The sequence below is a fragment of the Frigoribacterium salinisoli genome, assembly GCF_054781095.1.
In genome coordinates, this window is sequence record NZ_BAAGVB010000003.1 from 376,843 (window position 1) to 394,667 (window position 17,825).

Consider the following 17,825-nt stretch of genomic DNA (forward strand, 5'->3'; position numbering starts at 1 on the left):
CAGCGGCGCGCGCCGCCCCTACGATGACCGCATGGGGTGGACGCCGACGAGGCCCGTGAGCACGGCGACGCCGCCGCTCCGCGCGGCGGCTCCGCCTCCCGCGGGCGCGCACCGTGGTGGCGACGCGGCAGGGGGTGCCGCGTCCCCCGGCGACGCGGCAGGAGGCCCGGCGCCCCTCGACGACGGCGCAGGAGGCCCGCCCCGGCTCCCGACGCCCGTCGCCTGGGCCGCGCACCGGCTCCGCGCCGCGGCCGCCTCGCGCTGGCGCCGCGCCTCGGGCCCGGGCCGCCTCGGCGCCGCGTCGGTCTCCCTCGCGGTGGGGACCGCGGTCGTCGTCGCCGCGGGGCTGCTCACGGCACCCGCGTACCCCGACGCCGCGACGGCCGGGCTGGACCCCCTCGCCCTGGCCCGCGGCGACGACTGGACGGCGGCGGGCCCGGTCGACGACCTGCGGACCGCGCCCGACGGCGTCGCCTGGACGACCGACCTCGGCCGCCGGCTCACCCCGCTCGCCGGTCCCGGGTGCTCGAACTGGCAGGCGGCCGGGAGGGTCGGCGACGACGTCCTCGTGGCCGCCGCGGTCGGCCCCTTCGGCGCCGCCTGCGAGGGCGCGGCCGGTGGCGGGCTCGCGCGCGTCGACCCGGTCACCGGCGACGTCGCGTGGGCCCTGGGCTCCGACGAGCTCGGCGAGGGGCCGATGTCGTGGTGGACCGTCGTGCCGGTCGAGGGCCCCGCGGACGGCCCGCCCCTCGCGCTCGTCACGGGGGCCGGTCCTCAGCCGGACGCCCCCACCTCGATCGTCGACCTCGCCGAGGGCGTCGTCGTGCGCACCCTCGCCGGCGAGGCGACGGACGGCTCCCGGGTCACCTCCGTCGAGCAGGTGACCGCCGATCTGCTGCTCGTCTCCGAGCGGCCCCGGGAGCGGTTCCGGGACGGCACGTGGACCTCGGAGGAGGGCGACACGACCCGGTACGGCGTGCACCGCGTGGCGGACGTGCTCGCCTCCGGGTCGCTGGGCGAGCCCGCCTGGACGGTCGAGCTGCCCGACTTCACGAGCGTGACCCTGCTGGGGCGCAGGATCGTGGCGGCGGTCGACGACGCGGTCCTCGTCGTCGACGTGCCCGAGGACGGGGCCGCCGAGTCGGTGCTGCGCGTGCCGCTCGAGGGCGCGTTCCTGCAGTCGGTCACGACCATGGGCCGCACGACGGTGGTGAGCACGACCGACGGCAGCAGCCGCGCCGCCGTCCTGGGGGTGGACGAGGAGGGCGACGTCGCGTGGCGCCGGCCGGTCGCGGTCGACCCCACCACGGGCGGACCGCAGTCGACCCTCGCGGCCTCCGGCTGCCTCCTGCTCGGCGAGGGCGCCCGCCTGCGCTGCCTCGACGTCGACGGGGGCGAGGACCGCTGGAGCAGTCCCCTGCCCGGTGACGAGCCCGTCGGCGGGCTGACCCGCCCGACGGGCTCGCCGGACGCCTTCGTGCGCCTCGGCGCGCTCGAGCTCTCCGCCGACGGCGGGACGACGGGGACCCTGCCCACCGTCGCGGTCCGCGCGGACGGCTCGGAGCGGTGGCGCGCCGACCTCCCCGCCGACGCCGTCGTCGTGGCCGCGTCGGGCACGACCGGCTACGCGATCGGGGGCTGGGGCTGGGCCGGCGGCTCCGTCACGGCCTTCGACCTGGCGGACGGCCACCACCTCTGGCAGCGCGCCGCCGACGGGCGGTTCGACTTCTGGGGGCCCACCCTCGTGGAGGTCGACGCCCTGGGGGTGGCCCGCGGCCTCGCGCCGCCGCGCGTCGTCGGCTGACGGCGACCGCCGCCGGTCGGGCCGTGCTTCGGGGCGGGGCGGCTCAGCGCACGAGCTGCGGGAACACGAACACCGCGAAGAGGAAGAAGGCGGCCATCACGGCCAGCACGATCCACGACGACCGGCCGACGACCTGCTCCCCCGCGGCCTCGCGACGCTTGAGCACGCGGCGGCGGTAGGCGAGCTGCACGACGATCAACAGGACGACGGCCGACACGAGGACGGAGACGATCAGGGAGTCCATGGCCCGGCCCACGCTACCGTGCCCGCCGGGCCGGGGCGGGCCTCCTGCACGGCTCGGGCCAGGAGGCCCGCTCGGGTCAGGAGGCCCGCCCGGCTCAGTCGCGCGCGCCCGCCACCATGACGAAGGCCGTCGCGTACGTGCGCGAGTTGCCGTCGTCGAGGGCGTCGTCGGGCAGCGCGGCCAGGGCCTCCCGGGCCGCCGCGGCCTGCTCGCGCCCCGCCAGCGCGGAGTACATCAGCACGAAGTCGCCGAGCGCGCCCTCGTAGCCGTCGGGGGCGGCGGACGCGACGAGCGCGTCGACGTGGTCGGGGCCTCCTGCCGCCTCGGAGGTGAGGTAGCCGATCGACGACGGGCTCAGCGGGATGAGCTGGATGCCCGTGATCGCGCTGGGCTCGGCCGAGAACCAGGTGGCGTGGTCGCGCTTGCTGCCCCAGTTCAGCGACACGAGGTCGTGGTCGAAGCCCTCGAGGACCGGCGACGACAGGTCCGGCGCGACGAAGTAGGCCAGGGCCGCGGCGGCCTCGGCGCTCGTCATCCACGTCGCCTCGGCGGCGAGCGCGTCGTCGCCCGAGGCGGCGGCCCAGAGCGACAGCCCGGCGTAGGCGGTCACGGCCTCGCTCGACGACTCCTGGTTGTTGCCGTCGACGAAGGGCGAGGTGCCCGACGCCCAGCTGTGCGACCAGTAGGGGTCGAAGGCGCGCTGGTCGGGGAAGGTCCCGCTGCCCGCGTCGGAGGCGATGTCGGCGGCCAGCAGGTCCAGGACCGGCGCCCAGCGCTCGGCGAGCCGCTCGTCGTCGGCGGCCACCACGCCTGCGGCGTAGAGGAAGTACCCGTAGTGGAAGTGGTGGTCGTTGAACTCGTCCGCACCGAACGACGCGGCCTTGCCGACGACGCCGTGCATCGCCTCGTCGTGGACGAAGCACTCCTGGTCGCGGGTCGCGCAGCCCTCGGGGTCGGTCCACCGGTCGAGGGCGTCCACGAGCGCGGTGCGCAGGGTGTCGGCGGAGGCGTCGTCGCCGAGCTGCTCGGCCAGCTCGAGCAGCATCGCCGCGCGGTAGAGCGACTTGCCGCCGAAGTAGGTGTCGGCGGCGAAGGTCGGCAGGGCGGCGACGTCGGCCACGAGGTGCTCGCGCAGCTCGTCGCGCTCGGCGTCGTCGAGGCCCTCGAGGTCGAGCCCGGCCTCGGCCCTGACCGTGGGGGCCGCGGCACCGAGCGACGTGGCGACGCCCAGGCGTCCCTCGCCGTAGACCGTCGCGTAGTCGAGCCCGGCGGCGCCGTCGGGGGCCTCCTGGTGCGGCGCGGCCACGACGAGGGTCGCCTCGCCCGAGGCGCTCGCGTAGCGCAGGGTCGTGCGCTGCGCGTCGCCCTCGTCGGAGCGCTCGACGGTGACGCCCGTGAGCGGCGAGGCGGCGGCGTCGAGCAGCTCGTCGAGCCGGTCGGCGTCGTCCGCGGCGGCCGCGGGCAGGGCGGCGAGGACGACCGAGCCGCCCTCGTCGAGCTCGACGGAGCCGCGGTCGAGCCGACCACCGGTGACGGCGACGGCCCAGAGCGCGTCGCCCACCTCGACGGTGCCGCGCCCGGCCTCCTCGTCGACGTCGTCGAGCGGCGTCGTGAGGGCGACCTCCTGCTGCTCGGCCGCGACGTACGAGACGAGCGGCGAGCCCTCGGCGATCGTGGTGCGCCCGAGCGCGCGGTCGCCCGCCCGGTGCTCGACGGTGACGGCGACGGCGTCGTAGTCGCTGACCACCGTGCCGTCGGCGCCGAGGTCGAGGCCCACCTGGGGCAGTGCCGTCGAGACGATCGCGTCCGCCGAGGCCACCGGCTCGGGCAGGCCGGCGGCGAACCCGGTGCCGGTGACCTGGAACGAGATCGGGTACGGGAACACCGGCATCGGGGCGTCCCCGAAGGCCAGGCCCGAGAACCAGCGGTTGGTGGGCGGCACGAGGCCGTCCGCGAGGCGCATCTCGGGCGGCGCGGCGACCGACTCGGTCGGCAGCGCCGCCACGAGGGGGTCGACCTGCTCGGCGGGGAACACGGTGCCCGTGCCCTGGCCGCCGACGGGACGGCTGGTGGCGGCGTCGTCGGGGTCGACCGAGGCCGTGGTGCAGCCGGTCACGACGAGCAGGCCGGCGACGACGAGCCCGGTGAGCGCGGCCGGCCGGAGGCGCGGACGGGCGCGCGGGCGGGTGGGAGCGGAGGCACGGGGGACGATGGGTCAGAGTCCGATCTGGCGCAGGAACTGGCGCCCTTCGTCGACGGCCCCGGCGAGGATGCCGTCCCCGCGGAGGTGCAGGGTCGCCTCGATGGGCGTGCCGGGGGCGGCGAGCCCGTTCCAGGTGCCCTCCACCAGCTCCGGGCTGACGACGCGGATGCTCGTCTGCGCCTGGCCCTCCACGGTCGTCACGGCGACCGTGTCGACCGTGCCGCGCACGGACTCCTGGTCGGGCAGCAGGAGGTCGACCTCGGCCCCCTCCTCGATGCGCTCGTAGTCGCGCGGGCTGAGCAGGAAGTCCGCCTGGACCGACAGGCTGCCGTCCTGCGCGACGGTCGCGAGCTGCGAGCCGCCGGGCACGAAGGTGCCCTCCTCGGCCGTCACCTCGGAGACGGTGCCGTCGACCGTCGACGTGAAGGTCACGGTGCCGTCGGAGGCGACCGAGTACGAGGCGGTGTCGACCGTGACCAGGCCGCGCCCGGCCTCCTGCACCAGCGACGGGCTCTGCACCCGGAACAGCGGGTCGCCGGCCGTGACGACGTCGCCGACCACGACGAACTGCTCGACGACGGTGCCGCTGTAGTCGGTGCCGACCGCGTAGTCCTGCGCCTGCACCGTGGCGCTCGTGCTGGTCGCCTGCGCCTGGCGCTGGGTGGACAGGAGGGTGGCCACGGCGACGACCGCGAGGACGACGACCAGGCCGAGGGTCAGCTTGAAACGGTTGGTCCAGGTCATCGGCGGGGTCCTTCGACGTCGGTGGTGCGGGGCAGCGGGCGGGCGACGACCGTGCGGGTCGGCACCGCCTCGCGAGCGGGGGTCGGGGCGATCGGCCCGACGAGGGCGCGGCGGCGGCGGGGCCGCGCGGCACGCCGGAGGGCGTGGTGCTCGCGGAGGGCGACGACCACGAAGACGGTGAGCACGCCCGTGTTGACGAGGTTCCACCCCGTGGCGAGCGTCGGCACGCCGTTGTCGAGGTCGCGCGCGATGGCCACCACGCTGGTGAGGCTCAGGAACACCCAGAAGAGCACCTGCGGCACGATGACGTTGAACGGCGACGACGTCTTGCCGGCGCCCGTGACGCTCCAGGCCACGTCCTTGCCGCAGAGCACGTTCCACAGCGCCTTGACGTAGATCGGGAACGACACCGTGGCGAGCATGAGCACCTCCCAGCGGAACGAGCCCAGCGTGTAGAACGCGAGCACGATCTGCAGGACGTAGAAGCCCGCGTAGAAGAGCGCCCACTGCCCCACCGAGATGTGCAGGTTCATGGGCCGGAGGTCGAAGTAGATCTCCATGGCCGGCACGAGGATCAGCAGCAGCGGCACGATGCCCGTGAGGTAGTGCGTCGCCGTGACCAGGTACTGCAGGCGCTGGTCCATGGTGAGGCGGCGCCGGGGGCTGAGCGGGTTGTGGCGGAACAGGATCTCGAAGCCGCCCGTCGCCCAGCGGAGCTGCTGCTTGCTGTACGCCTCGATGGTCTCGGGGGCGTCGCCGACGGCGAGGGCGTCCGCGATGTACACGGTCCGCCAGCCGGCCTCGTGCAGGTGGATGCTCGTCCAGACGTCCTCGGACTTCGAGTCGGTCTCCATCCCGCCGATGTCCTCGATGGCCGTGCGACGGAACACCACGTTCGTGCCGACGCAGAACGCGGCGTTGAAGCGGTTGCGGCCCGGCTGGATGAACGTGTAGAAGACCGCCTGCATGTAGCCCGCGCCGCGGCTGACCAGCGAGTGCAGGTTGCCGTAGGTCTGGGGGGTCTGCACGAAGGCCGTGAGGTCGTCGACGAAGAACGGCACGGTCTCGTGCAGGAACTCGCGGTCGGGCACGAAGTCGGCGTCGAAGATGGCGAACAGCTCGCCGCTGGTCAGCGTGAGCGCGTGGTTGACGTTGCCGGCCTTCGCGCCGCCGCCGCTGAGGCGGCGCACGTAGCGGGCCCCGAGCTCGGCGGCGAGCCCGCGCACGGCGTCGCTGCGCCCGTCGTCGAGGACCCACGTCTCGTGCCGCCCGCGCAGGGCGACGGCCGCGGTGACGGTGCGGCGGATCGTCTCGAGCGGCTCGCCGTAGACGGTGACGAAGACGTCGGGCACGACCGCGCGGCCGTCGAGGGTCATCGGCCACAGGTGCGGCTGGTCCTCGACGCCGAGGCGGGCGATCTCGTCCTCGTCGTAGAGCGCGTCCTGCGTGCTGTAGAACGCGAAGTCACGGGGGTTGAACCCGCCCGAGAGGATCGTCCACATCGACATGAGGGCCTGCACCACGAGCACGGCCTCGGCCGTGACGACGAGCAGGTAGGGCAGCAGGTCGCCGCGGTTGCGCGGGTCCAGCAGGAAGCTCGCGTAGAACAGGATGCCCAGGGTCGCGATGACGACGAGCAGCACCATGACGGGCGAGTGGGTCCGGCGACGGCCGGAGGCGGCGCTCGGCGAGGCGCTGGACGTGGAGCGGTCCAGGTCGCGCGCGGCGAGTCGGGGGGCGGCGCGGGTGGCCGGGCGGACGACGGGGTCGTCGTGGCGCGGCGGACGCAGGGTCAGGGACATGGGTCGTCGTCTCTCCGGTGCTTCGGGATCGCCAGGGAGCAGCCCGGCACAGGGGGGACGACTCGGGTAAGCGCTCCTGTGCCGGGCAGGCGTCGGCCACGGTGACGACACCGGGGCGTCTCGAGGTCCGGGGAACGAGACGACCGGGCGGGCGGGGCTTCGGGACCCCTCGAGCCACGTCGGCCTTTCGGGGGACCGGTCAGCGACTCGGGTCCGACACTACTGGCCGTGACAGAACGGGTCGTGCCCCCCGGACGGGGGGAGACCGACCGGCCCACGTCGACGCGCCTCCTGCCACGACGGGGCTCTCACCCTGTAGGCGCGGGCAGGACCGCCCGTCGACCACCCCTTCTCGGGGGACGCCCCGGGGTACGTCGTCGGCGGCCTTCAGGGGCGATTCAGAGCAGTTCGCGCACCCACCCGGCCAGGAACTCGGCTCCGGCCTCGTCGTGGACGATCGACGGGTCGGACGCCGTGAGGACGGGATAGGGCGTGGCCGGCACGCCGTCCGCGGGACGCACGTCCACGTGCGCCACCTCGTGGCCCAGCTCGTGCAGGCGGTCGGCCATCGCGTAGTCGCTGCGCGAGTCGCCGACCGTGCGCCAGCGGGTCGGCAGGGCGCCGTCGGCGGCGAGCAGCTCGAGGGCCCGGTCCGCGCCGAGGTCCTTGCCCAGGCGCACCGACTCGATGTCGGTCGAGATGATCGTCGGGTCGATCCGCCACTGCACGGCGCCGTCGGCGTCGGGGCGGACGTCGTCGAGGCGGCGCACGCCCCACCCGCGCCGGGTGAGCGCCGCGGCCGCCTTCTCGTCGAACGACGCCTGGCGGGCCAGGTAGGTCGCCGAGGGCACGCTCGTCAGCTGCTCGATCGAGACCATGGCGCGCTTCGTGCGGTCGAAGAACACGAGGTCGGCGAACTCGTCGCGCACGAGCTCGTCCATCTCGCGGGCGAAGTCGTCGGGCATCGCGAGCGACTCGTCGACCTCGATCGGCCCCGTGCCGTCCGGGCCGTGCTCAGGGCCGATCGAGAACCAGACGGCGCCCTTCTCGCACACGCCGTGCACGCGGGCGCCCTCGGGCAGCCCGGCCGCGAGCAGCGGCGCCACGACCTCGGTGCGGATGAACGCGTCGGACCGGCCCGTGTTGAAGACGAGCGGCACCCCCGCCGCGGCGAGCGCCACGAGGTCGGCCGTGATCTGCGGCAGCGCGATCGTGCGGGAGACGGGGCTGGCGATGGGCCCGTCGACGTCGAGCAGCAGGCCGAGGGGCGGGGGCGTGGCGTTCACGGGACCATCCTCCCCCACACGGCGACGGCCGGAGGCGCGTGCTGCGCCTCCGGCCGTCGTCGCGTCCGCCCGTGGGGTCAGGGCGCGGTCGAGATGCCCTGCTCGAAGCCGACCACGAAGGCGCTGCCGACGATGACGAAGAACGCGATCGTCGTGACCACGAGGATCCCCACGAGCACCCAGAGCGGGGCCGAGCCCCGGCCCACGCGACGACGCAGCACCACGGTGCGGCCGATCACGTAGACGAGCGTCACGGGGATGAACGCGTAGGCCCAGTGGAACGGGGCGACGACCCCGCGCTGGCGGAGCGCCTTGTGGTCGAACCAGGCGAACAGCACCGTGAGGCCCCACAGCAGGAACCCGAGGAGCGAGCTCAGCACGTCGCGCAGGCCCAGCGACGAGGTCGCCGTCGGGTCCTCCAGCGACGCCGAGACGACCGCGCTGTAGTCGACCGTGAGCATGTCGACGAGGCTGATCAGCGGGAACAGGACGATGAGCCAGATCCACGGCGTCGAGACGCTCGTGCCCTCGGGCAGCGGCTGCTGCTGGGGGCGGTCCCAGGGCTGCGCGTACTGCTGCGCCTGCTGCTGGTACGGACCGGGCTGCTGGCCCTGCTGCTGGCCGGCCGCCTGGAACTGGCCGTAGGCGGGCAGGCCGCCGCCCTGCTGCGTCGAGGGGTGCGGCACGACCGGGGCGTGCTCGGGGGCCGACCCGGGCTGCGCCGCGTCGGCGGGCTGCTGCCCCTGCTGTTCGCCGTGGCGCGGCTGCTCCTGCGGGGCGGGCTGCTGGCCCTGCGGCTCGAGGTCGTGCGTCCAGCCGGTGCCGTCCCACCAACGGCGGGTCGGTCCTCCTGCCGGATCGGGGTACCACCCGGGCGGCGGACCGCCCTGGTGGCGGGACTGGTCGTCGTGCTGCGCGTCGGTCACGTGCGCTCCGTTCCGTCTGCTCCGTCGAGATGGGGGTCGCGCCAGCGTACCGGGGTGCGAAGATGGGGACAGACCGACAGGAGCCTCCCGTGCCGACACTGCCCGATCCCGTGATCGCAGCCCTCGACGCCTTCGCCGGTCCCGGTGCGCGCGAGCTCACCGACCCGTCGGAGCTGCTCGAGCAGCTCGCGCGGCTCACGATGGACGCCGACTGGGTCGACATGGGGGCCGCCCACCCCGTGACGAACGACGCCGAGGGCGTCCGGCGCCTGCTCCAGAAGCTGGGCGCCGAGGGCCGCTGCTCGGTCCTCTCCCGCAACGGGCTCGAGGACGACCGCGACCTGGGCGGCGCGCTCGACGGCGCGCTGCAGGGGCGCGACGGCGCCCTGCTGGCCTGCCGCCCCGGCCCGCTGGCGTTCCTCGTCACCGCCTCCGGCGAGCGCTGGCTGCTCAGCCGGCACGAGCCGCCGGCCCTCACCGAGCCCCTGCCGGTCGTCGGGGCCTGAGGCCCCTGCCCCCTGCCCCCTGCCCCCTGAACGACCCGTCGACGAGGAGGTCGCCGTGCCCGAGCCGTCACCGATGTCCGGGTCGCGCAGGACGACCCTCGTCGCGGGCGTCCTCGTCGCGGCCGGTGGCGCCCTGTCGCTGGCCGACGCCCTCTCCCCCCTCAGGGTCCTCCCCGCCGCGGCGCCGGTGCTCGTGCTGCTGGGCGTCGTGGTGCTCGCGGTCGGCCTCGGCCGCGAGCCGGGCCTCGCCCGCGCGTCGGTGGGCGCGTCGACGGCCCTCGTCGCGGCGGCCTCGCCGCGCGTCGTCGCCGACGCGCTCCTGTGGTCCGGCGGCGCGCGTCTCGCCGACGACGTGACCGCCGTGGGCGTCGCCCTGGTCGCGATCCCCCTCGTCGCCCTGGCGGCCGGGGTCGTCGCCGCCGCGATCGTCGTGCGCAGGAGGCTCCTGGGCACCTGGGCGAGGCGCGCCCTGGTCGCGGCCGTGTCCTGCGGGGTCCTCGTCGCCGGCCTGACCAGGGTCCCCGTGCTGGAGCTCCAGCTGGCCCTCCTCGACGCGCGCGCCCCCGCCCTCGTGCCCGCGACGATTGTGCTTTTCGGCCTCGCCCTGCTGCTCCAGGGCCGAGGGCGCGACGTGCGCCGCGCGATCGACCGGTGGCGCGACAGCACGTCCGTGACGGGGCCCGTGTCGGGGAGCCGTCCTCGTGACCGCGGCACGGCCTCCTGAGGCGTCCCCCGCCTCCGCGTGCGCTGGCAACCCGTGACCGTGCGCACGGACCGGGGCTAGCGTCCAGGGTCCACCCCGAGAACGACGAGGACACCACCATGGCTGCCGACCAGTACACGTTCCAAGACCCCACGAAGATGTTCGCCGACATCACGCCCGAGGCGCAGTACCTCGAGGGACCCGGCACCGACGAGGAGCTCACCTCGTCCGCCGACCGCGGCGAGGACACCTACCGCGGCAGCGGCCGCCTCGAGGGGCGCAAGGCCCTGATCACCGGCGGCGACTCGGGCATCGGCGCGGCCGTCGCCATCGCCTACTCGCGCGAGGGCGCCGACGTCGCCATCAGCTACCTGCCCGAGGAGGAGGAGGACGCCAAGAAGGTCGTCGCCCTCATCGAGGCCGCCGGTCGCACCGCCGTCGCGCTGCCGGGCGACATCAAGGACGAGGCGTTCTGCAAGCAGCTCGTCCAGGACGCCGTGGACGGGCTCGGTGGCCTGGACGTCCTCGTCAACAACGCCGGCAAGCAGCAGCACGTCGAGGACCTCCTCGAGCTCGACGACGAGAACTTCGACGACACGTACAAGACCAACGTCTACGCGATGTTCTGGATCACGCGCGCCGCCCTGCCGCACCTGGTCCCCGGTTCGACGATCATCAACACGACGTCGATCCAGGCGTACCAGCCCGCCCCGATGCTCGTCGACTACGCGTCGACGAAGGCCGCGATCAACACCTTCACCAAGGGCCTGGCCATGCAGCTCGCCCCCAAGGGCATCCGCGTCAACGCGGTCGCGCCCGGCCCGATCTGGACCCCGCTGCAGCCCGCCGGCGGACAGCCGTCGGACGCCCTGCCCGACGTCGGCAGCCAGACCGGCCTGGGCCGCTGGGGCCAGCCCTCCGAGCTCGCCCCCGCCTACGTGTTCCTGGCCTCGGCCGAGTCCAGCTTCGTCGTCGGCGACACGCTGCACGTCAACGGCGGCATGCCCACGCCGTGACCCGCGCCCGCTGAGCGCAGGAGGGCCGTCCGCGACGCACGTCGCCGGCGGCCCTCCGTGCGTCCGGGTGCGCCCGTCAGCACCGGACCCGCCGCAGCCCCCGAGGTCGGCTACCGCTCGAAGCGGTCCGCCGTGCTGAGCTGCCACACCGCGACGCCGTGCAGCCCGCGCTCCTCGGCGAGGTCGGCGCGCAGCGTGAGCGAGCGCGAGTCTGACCACCAGAGGGTCGTCCCGTCGGCCGGGGACGCCGTGTACTCGCCCTGCTCGTCGTCCCACGAGCCGGTCGAGGCCGCGGCCCGCCGGGCCTGGGCGACCGTGAGCGAGCTGCCCGCCTCGCTCGAGCCGATCCACTGGTAGCCGTACTGGGCGACGCCGAGGTCGACGACCTCCGCGGGCAGCACCTCGAGCAGGGCGTCGAGCACCTCCTCGACCCAGGGCAGGCCGCCCACCGGGCCGGCGGTGCTGGAGCCGGCCCCGTGCTCGTCGTAGGCCATGAGCACGAAGCGGTCCACGACCTCCTGCAGGCCGCGCAGGTCGTAGCCGAGCCCCTCGAAGCCCTCCACCGTCGTCGAGGGCTGCAGCGCCATCGACAGCTCGGCGTCGTCCGGCAGCGCCCCGCGCAGCTCGACCGCGAACTGCGTGAGCAGCGGCGCGGCCTCGCCGGGCAGCGACTCGAGGTCGAGCTGCACGCCGTCCCAGCCGTCGGCCTCCACCTGGTCGGCGAGCGCGGCGACCACGGCGGTGCGCGCACCTTCGTCGCCGAGCGTGCTCATCGCGAGGTCGCCGCTGAAGTCGCCGGTGCCCGGGTCGGCGTTGAGCACGAGCAGCTCGGCCCGCGCCCCGGACTCCTGGGCCTCGGCGAGGAGCGCCTTCGCGTCGTCGCTCGCGGTGCCGACGGTGGCCCCGCCGGGCAGGATGCTCACCCCGCTCACCGAGAGGACGTCGATCGCGTCGCGGCTCGCCCCGAAGGCGGTCGTCGTGGCCGTCGACGGCACGGCGTAGGCCTGGACGGCCAGCGGCTCCGGCACCTGCCCCACGCGCGGTGCCGTGACGCTGCCCTGCCCCGAGCAGGCGGCCAGCGCCAGCACCGCGACGGTCGAGACGGCGACGGCGACGGAAGCTCTGCGCATGCTGACGATCCTCCCCCACCGCGGCCTACCATCGCCCGCATGAGCGACGACCAGCAGGAGACGTACGAGCAGTTCCACGACGTGGTGAACATGAGCCCGAAGGAGCTCGAGGACTGGCTCGGCACCGACGAGTCGCAGGGGGTCGGCCAGAAGGACGACGGCGGCGAGTCGACGGGCCACGAGAGCGGACGGCGCATCGTCGAGATCCTGCGCACGAAGAAGGCGGACCTCACCGACGACGACCTCGCGCACATGGCGAAGGTGCACGGCTACGTCGCGCGGCACTCCGCACAGCGTCCCGACGGCGACGTCGAGGACACCCGCTGGCGGTACAGCCTCATGAACTGGGGCCACGACCCGCTGAAGGACTGACCGGCGGCCCCGTCGGCGGTCGCGGGCAGACTGGGCGCATGAGCGACACGACCAGCACCCGCCCCACCGCCCTCGTCACCGGCAGCACGCGCGGCATCGGCCTCGCGATCGCCCGCGAGCTCGCCCGCACGCACCACGTGGTGGTGCACGGCCGCTCTCAGGAGGCCGCGACCGCGCTGGCCGCAGGGCTCCCGTCCGCCACGGCCTGGGCGGTCGACCTCGCGGCCGACGAGCTCGAGGTCCCGGCGCTCGACCGGCTCGACGTGCTCGTGCACGCGGCGGGCGTCATCGGCGGGGCCGAGGTGGAGCGGACGAGCCGCGAGGACTGGCGGCGCGTGCTCGACGTCAACGTCGTCGCCGTGGCGGAGGTCACGCGCCTCCTGCTGCCGGCCCTGAGGGCCGCGCGCGGCACGGTCGTGACCGTCAACAGCGGGTCGGGGCTCGTCGCCGGGCCGGGAGGCAGCACCTACGCCGCCAGCAAGTTCGCGCTGCGGGCCCTCACCGACTCCCTGCGCGAGGAGGAGCGGCCGCACGGCGTCCGCGTCAGCTCCGTGCACCCGGGCCGCGTCGACACCGACATGCAGCACGAGCTCGTCGAGAAGGAGGGCGGCAGCTACCGCCCGGAGCTCTACCTCGAGCCGGACTCGGTGGCGGCCGCCGTGCGCCTCGTCGTCGACCTGCCGCACGGGGCGACGGTCGAGCAGCTCTCGATCCGGCCCACGCGACGCGCCTGAGGGTCCCCGCCCCTCCGCGACGCCCCGCGGGCCGGAGGGCGCTCAGTTGTAGTCGTGCCCCGCGACGCCGAGCGAGCGGTACACGTAGGCGTCGCCGACGCTCGACTCCTGGTCGAGCTCCCACGAGATGTCGCCGTCGTCGCCACCGCCGGGTCGGTTGACGCTCTTCTGGGGCAGCCCGTCGATGTAGGGCAGCTCTTCGGTCTTGGTGCCGTCGGGGCCCACGAAGGACGCCGTGTAGGTCTTCTGATCGCTCATGGTCAGACCGTACCGCGCCGCGTCTCCTGAGGCGTGCACGGTGTCCCCCGTGCGCGCCGGGCGCGCGCGGACCCGCACCCGCACGCGCGGACCCAGGCGGGCCCCTGCACCGCCGGTCTACCCTGCAGGGCATGACGAACGCCAGACCGCTCCCCTCCTCGCACGACGGCGACCAGGCCGGACGGCCCGCGACGCTGCTGATCCTCGGCGCCAGCGGCGACCTCGCCGCCCGGCTGCTCATGCCGGGCCTCGGCGGCCTGCTCACCCACGAGCCCGGCCGCCGCGTGCAGCTCGTGGGCGCCGGCACGGAGGAGTACACGGCCGAGGAGTGGACGGACCGCGTGCGCACCTCGCTCGAGTCGGTCGACGCCTCCGGTCCCGCGATCGACGACCTGCTCGCGCGGACCAGCTACCACACGGCCGACGTCACGGACGCCGACGACCTCCGCACGCTCGTCGAGGCGTGCGACGACGCACCGGCCGTCTACTTCGCGCTCCCGCCCGCGATCACCGCGAAGGCCTGCACCGAGCTCGAACGGGTCGACCTGCCCGAGGGCACCGTCCTCGCGCTCGAGAAGCCGTTCGGCACCGACGCGGCGAGCGCCGCCGAGCTCAACCGGCAGGTCCTGAAGCTGGTGCCCGAGCATCAGGTGCACCGCATCGACCACTTCCTCGGCCGGGCGACCGTGCTCAACCTGCTGGGCCTGCGCTTCGCGAACCGCCTCATCGAGCCGATGCTCACCAACAAGGACGTCGCGAGCATCGAGATCACCTACGACGAGGCCCTCGGCCTCGAGGACCGCGCGCGCTACTACGACGGCGCCGGGGCGATGGTCGACATGATCCAGAGCCACCTGCTGCAGGTCATGGCCGTGCTCACCATGGACGCCCCCGCGAGCATCAGCCCCGGCGACCTCCGCGACCAGAAGGGCCTCCTGCTGCGCGCCACCCGCGTCTGGCAGGGCGACCCCGTCGCCGCGAGCCGTCGTGCGCGCTACACGGCGGGCACCATCGACGGGCGCGACCTGAAGGGCTACGCCGACGAGGACGGCGTCGACCCCTCGCGCGGGACCGAGACCCTCGCCGAGGTCGTCGTCGAGATCGGCACCCTGCGCTGGGCGGGCGTGCCGATCACGCTCCGCTCCGGCAAGGCCCTCGCCACGCGCCGCCGCGAGGTGCTCGTCACCTTCAAGCCGGTCGCGCACACGCCCCCCGAGTTCACGGGCGCCGGGCAGCCCGACCGCCTGCGCATCTGCCTCTCCCCCGACGAGATGTCGCTCGAGCTCAACGTCAACGGCCCCGGCGACCCCATGGAGCTCGACCGCGCCTCGCTGCGCACCGAGTTCAGCGCCGGCACCCTCACCGCCTACGGCGAGGTCCTCTCGGGCGTGCTCGACGGGGACCCGACGCTCTCCGTCCGCGGCGACACCGCCGAGCAGTGCTGGCGCATCGTCGAGCCCGTCGTGGCCGCCTGGCGCGACGGCAGCGTGCCGCTCGACGAGTACCCGGCAGGCTCGTCGGGCCCGGAGGGCTGGGCCCACCGCTGACCGGCGGTGCACGCGGGGCGGACGGGGGCGCGCCTCCTGCCGCCCCGCCGTGCGGGCGACGCCCGTAGCGGCCCGGAGCCCCTCGCGTCAAGGGGTCGCCCCCGACTCCTGCCCGGGACCACGCCGCCCCTAGGGTCGTCAGGTCGAGAGGGGCATCTGCGGTGGGAACGCTGTTCTACGGGGCCGACCGGTACGCCATCGACCTCGACGACCGCGCGCTCGCCCACCTGCAGCTCGCCGTCGTGACGAAGCTGCGCCGGCACGAGGGCTTCGCCTTCTCGTGGCGCGACGAGCAGACCGGCGGACAGGGCCGGCACGCCGTCTGGCTGCACGAGTCGATCCCGCTGCACTTCTCGTACGCCGGCAGCCGCATGCCCACGGTCAACCGAGCCTGGGTCGAGGCGCTCCTCGCGAGCGCGGCCACCACGCCGGGCATGCGCCTCGTCGACGAACCCGTCGACGGCCCCTGAGCCGCCCGGGCAGGAGGCGCCAGGCCGTAGCCGCGCCGGCTCCCGACGTCGTACCCTGGGCGGCGTGGCGTGGTTCCCGGAGGAGGCGGACGGCGCACGCGGTGCGCCGTCCTCCCCGGGGCTACCCCGGGGCACGCAGCACGACCTCGGCACCGCGCCCCGAGAGGCCGAGCGCGCTCCGCGCGCCTCCCCTCACGGACGGATCCACGAGTCCTCCGGGGACCACCGCCACGCCTCGCTCGACGAGCTCGCCACCGCTCTCGCCGACGCGTTCCTCGCCGCCGGGGCCTGGACGCCGGCCGCGCTGACCCGCGCCGGGGCGGCGACGATCGGCGACGAACGAGCCCTCGTCGGGCTCGCGGTCGGGGCCGCCCTGCGCGCGCTGCCCCGACCTCCTGCGGACGCGCCCCGCCTGCTCGCGGCCGTCCTGCGCGGCGACGGACGGCTCGCGGACGCGCACGCCGCCCGCGACCCCGGCAGGAGGCCCGTGCGCGTGCTCGTCCGCACGGCCACGCCCGTCCGGGCCGCAGCCGGGCCCCCGGCGCCCCTGCACGTCGACACGCTGCCCGAGCTCGCGCGGGCCCTCGGCGTCGACGTCGGCCACCTGCTCTGGCTCGCCGACGCCCGGGGCTGGAACGCCGCGGCCCCCGCCGACAGCCCCCTGCACCACTACCGCTCCACGTGGCTGCCGCGGCCCGGGCGCACGCCCCGGCTGCTCGAGGCGCCCCTGCACCTGCTGCGGACCGCGCAGCGCAGCGTCCTCGACGACCTGCTCGGCGCGCAGCCGGTCCACGACGCCGCCCACGGCTTCGTGCCGGGCCGCAGCGCCCTCACCGCCGCCCGGCAGCACGTCGGCCGCGAGGTCGTCGTGACGCTCGACCTCGTGTCGTGCTTCGCCTCCGTCACCGCTCCCCGCGTGCACGGGACCTTCCGTCGCGCCGGGCTCGCCGAGCCGCTCGCGCACGTGCTCACCGGGCTCTGCACGACGACGGTGCCCCGGTCCGTGCTCCGCGCCATGCCGCCCGGCGGCGACCCCGACGAACGGGCCGCGCTGCGCCGCGCCCTGACCCTGCCGCACCTGCCTCAGGGCGCCCCGACGTCGCCCGCGCTGGCGAACCTGACCCTGCGGCGGCTCGACGCCCGGCTCGCGGGCTGGGCCGAGTCCTGCGGCGCCTCCTACACGCGGTACGCCGACGACCTCGCCTTCAGCGGCGACCGCGACCTCGCCCGCCGCGTCGACGCCTTCGTCCGCGGAGCCGCGCGCATCGTGGCCGACGAGGGGCACGCGCTGAACCCGCGCAAGACCCGTGTGCGCCGCCGCGGCGTGCGGCAGACGGTGACCGGCGTCGTCGTCAACGACCGGCCCGGCACGGGGCGCCGCGAGCACGACGCCCTCAAGGCCCTCCTGCACAACTGCGTGCGGCACGGGCCCGACGGGCAGGACCGCACGGGCGCGACCGACTTCCGCGCCCACCTCCGCGGCCGCGTCGCCTGGGTCGAGCAGGTCCACCCCGAGCGCGGCGCCCGACTGCGAGCCCTCTACGGACGCATCGACTGGGGGACGCCACCGGCAGGAGGCACCGGGTAGCGTCGGGCCATGGACGTCACCTCGCGCACGCACCGCGTCGGCACCCGGCTCGCCCACGGGGCCGCGATCGCCCTCGTCGCCGCCTCGGGCCTCCTGCTCGCCGGGTGCGGCGACCCCGACGGGGGCGCGACGCCCACGCCCGGGAGCACGGCGACCCCGACGCTGCCGCCCGAGACGCCGGGCGCACCCCTGCCACCGGGGACCCCCGTGCCGGGCGAGCCCGGGCAACCCGACGAGCCCGGAGCGGGCGAGCCCGAGCCGACCGTCACCAGCACGGAGCGGCTGGACCCGGACGACCAACAGACGATCCCGCCGCAGCGCTGACGCCGGCGGGCGGGCGGGCGACGGCGCCGCACCACCTTTCTGCTCGGGAACCAGTCAGATGAGTGGTTCCCGAGCAGGAAGGCGGTTCCGAAGGAGCTGACGACCCGAGGCGGCGCGGTGATCGCGGACCCAGCACGACGACGCCCCCGGCGACCGCTGCCGGGGCAG

18 protein-coding genes are annotated in these 17,825 nt (G+C 75.3%); 10 read left to right on the forward strand and 8 right to left on the reverse strand.

From position 1 onward, the window contains the following. Positions 1-31 precede the first annotated feature (31 nt). On the forward strand, positions 32-1,804 hold the full coding sequence (locus ACYVHQ_RS09810) for a hypothetical protein (protein WP_460512516.1): 1,773 nt from the start codon (positions 32-34) through the stop codon (positions 1,802-1,804). 43 nt (positions 1,805-1,847) lie between these two features. Here ACYVHQ_RS09810 and ACYVHQ_RS09815 read toward each other — a convergent pair whose 3' ends face one another. From ACYVHQ_RS09815 to ACYVHQ_RS09840, 6 genes are all read right to left on the reverse strand, one after another. Further along, positions 1,848-2,048 (reverse strand): hypothetical protein, encoded by a 201-nt coding sequence (locus tag ACYVHQ_RS09815; protein ID WP_460512517.1) that lies wholly within the window; start codon positions 2,046-2,048, stop codon positions 1,848-1,850. A 94-nt stretch (positions 2,049-2,142) separates the two neighbouring features. Beyond that, positions 2,143-4,164, reverse strand: coding sequence for a glycosyl hydrolase (locus tag ACYVHQ_RS09820; protein WP_460512519.1), 2,022 nt, complete (start codon positions 4,162-4,164; stop codon positions 2,143-2,145). Between the two features lie 99 nt (positions 4,165-4,263). Continuing rightward, a complete protein-coding gene (locus ACYVHQ_RS09825; protein ID WP_460512521.1) occupies positions 4,264-4,995 on the reverse strand; it encodes an HlyD family efflux transporter periplasmic adaptor subunit in 732 nt (243 codons plus the stop codon). Beyond that, positions 4,992-6,797: a glycosyltransferase family 2 protein gene (locus tag ACYVHQ_RS09830; protein ID WP_460512523.1), complete on the reverse strand. Its 1,806-nt coding sequence runs from the start codon at positions 6,795-6,797 to the stop codon at positions 4,992-4,994. The genes ACYVHQ_RS09825 and ACYVHQ_RS09830 overlap by 4 nt, the downstream gene beginning before the upstream one ends. Positions 6,798-7,195: 398 nt before the next feature. Further along, a complete protein-coding gene (locus tag ACYVHQ_RS09835) occupies positions 7,196-8,083 on the reverse strand; it encodes an HAD family hydrolase (protein WP_460512525.1) in 888 nt (295 codons plus the stop codon). A gap of 77 nt (positions 8,084-8,160) precedes the next feature. Continuing rightward, positions 8,161-9,009: a DUF2510 domain-containing protein gene (locus ACYVHQ_RS09840; protein ID WP_460512527.1), complete on the reverse strand. Its 849-nt coding sequence runs from the start codon at positions 9,007-9,009 to the stop codon at positions 8,161-8,163. Positions 9,010-9,098: 89 nt separating this feature from the next. On the opposite strand from ACYVHQ_RS09840, the gene ACYVHQ_RS09845 reads away from it, so the two are divergent. The 3 genes from ACYVHQ_RS09845 (at position 9,099) to ACYVHQ_RS09855 (ending at position 11,234) form a co-directional block, all read left to right on the forward strand. Continuing rightward, positions 9,099-9,515, forward strand: coding sequence for a hypothetical protein (locus ACYVHQ_RS09845; RefSeq protein ID WP_460512528.1), 417 nt, complete (start codon positions 9,099-9,101; stop codon positions 9,513-9,515). A 55-nt stretch (positions 9,516-9,570) separates the two neighbouring features. Continuing rightward, a complete protein-coding gene (locus ACYVHQ_RS09850; protein WP_460512530.1) occupies positions 9,571-10,239 on the forward strand; it encodes a hypothetical protein in 669 nt (222 codons plus the stop codon). 98 nt (positions 10,240-10,337) lie between these two features. Then, positions 10,338-11,234: an SDR family oxidoreductase gene (locus tag ACYVHQ_RS09855; protein WP_460512532.1), complete on the forward strand. Its 897-nt coding sequence runs from the start codon at positions 10,338-10,340 to the stop codon at positions 11,232-11,234. Positions 11,235-11,344: 110 nt separating this feature from the next. On the opposite strand, the gene ACYVHQ_RS09860 is transcribed toward ACYVHQ_RS09855, so the two are convergent. After that, entirely contained in the window at positions 11,345-12,364 is a 1,020-nt protein-coding gene (locus ACYVHQ_RS09860) for a glycosyl hydrolase family 18 protein (RefSeq protein ID WP_460512534.1), read from the reverse strand. A 39-nt stretch (positions 12,365-12,403) separates the two neighbouring features. On the opposite strand from ACYVHQ_RS09860, the gene ACYVHQ_RS09865 reads away from it, so the two are divergent. After that, on the forward strand, positions 12,404-12,736 hold the full coding sequence (locus tag ACYVHQ_RS09865) for a DUF3140 domain-containing protein (RefSeq protein WP_460512536.1): 333 nt from the start codon (positions 12,404-12,406) through the stop codon (positions 12,734-12,736). Between the two features lie 38 nt (positions 12,737-12,774). Continuing rightward, on the forward strand, positions 12,775-13,470 hold the full coding sequence (locus ACYVHQ_RS09870) for an SDR family oxidoreductase (RefSeq protein ID WP_460512538.1): 696 nt from the start codon (positions 12,775-12,777) through the stop codon (positions 13,468-13,470). A 42-nt stretch (positions 13,471-13,512) separates the two neighbouring features. Here the strand turns inward: ACYVHQ_RS09870 and ACYVHQ_RS09875 are convergent, their stop codons facing one another. Beyond that, on the reverse strand, positions 13,513-13,728 hold the full coding sequence (locus ACYVHQ_RS09875; protein ID WP_460512539.1) for a hypothetical protein: 216 nt from the start codon (positions 13,726-13,728) through the stop codon (positions 13,513-13,515). Positions 13,729-13,859: 131 nt separating this feature from the next. Between ACYVHQ_RS09875 and ACYVHQ_RS09880 the strand changes: the two genes are divergently transcribed. From ACYVHQ_RS09880 to ACYVHQ_RS09895, 4 genes are all read left to right on the forward strand, one after another. After that, positions 13,860-15,275 (forward strand): glucose-6-phosphate dehydrogenase, encoded by a 1,416-nt coding sequence (locus tag ACYVHQ_RS09880; RefSeq protein ID WP_460512541.1) that lies wholly within the window; start codon positions 13,860-13,862, stop codon positions 15,273-15,275. Positions 15,276-15,436: 161 nt separating this feature from the next. Continuing rightward, the gene (locus ACYVHQ_RS09885; RefSeq protein WP_460512543.1) at positions 15,437-15,745 is read left to right on the forward strand and encodes a DUF7882 family protein; all 309 of its coding nucleotides are present in this window, start codon (positions 15,437-15,439) and stop codon (positions 15,743-15,745) included. 64 nt (positions 15,746-15,809) lie between these two features. Further along, positions 15,810-17,333, forward strand: a complete 1,524-nt coding sequence (locus ACYVHQ_RS09890; RefSeq protein WP_460512544.1) for a reverse transcriptase domain-containing protein — start codon at positions 15,810-15,812, stop codon at positions 17,331-17,333. 9 nt (positions 17,334-17,342) lie between these two features. Continuing rightward, entirely contained in the window at positions 17,343-17,657 is a 315-nt protein-coding gene (locus tag ACYVHQ_RS09895) for a hypothetical protein (RefSeq protein ID WP_460512546.1), read from the forward strand. Positions 17,658-17,825 lie beyond the last annotated feature (168 nt).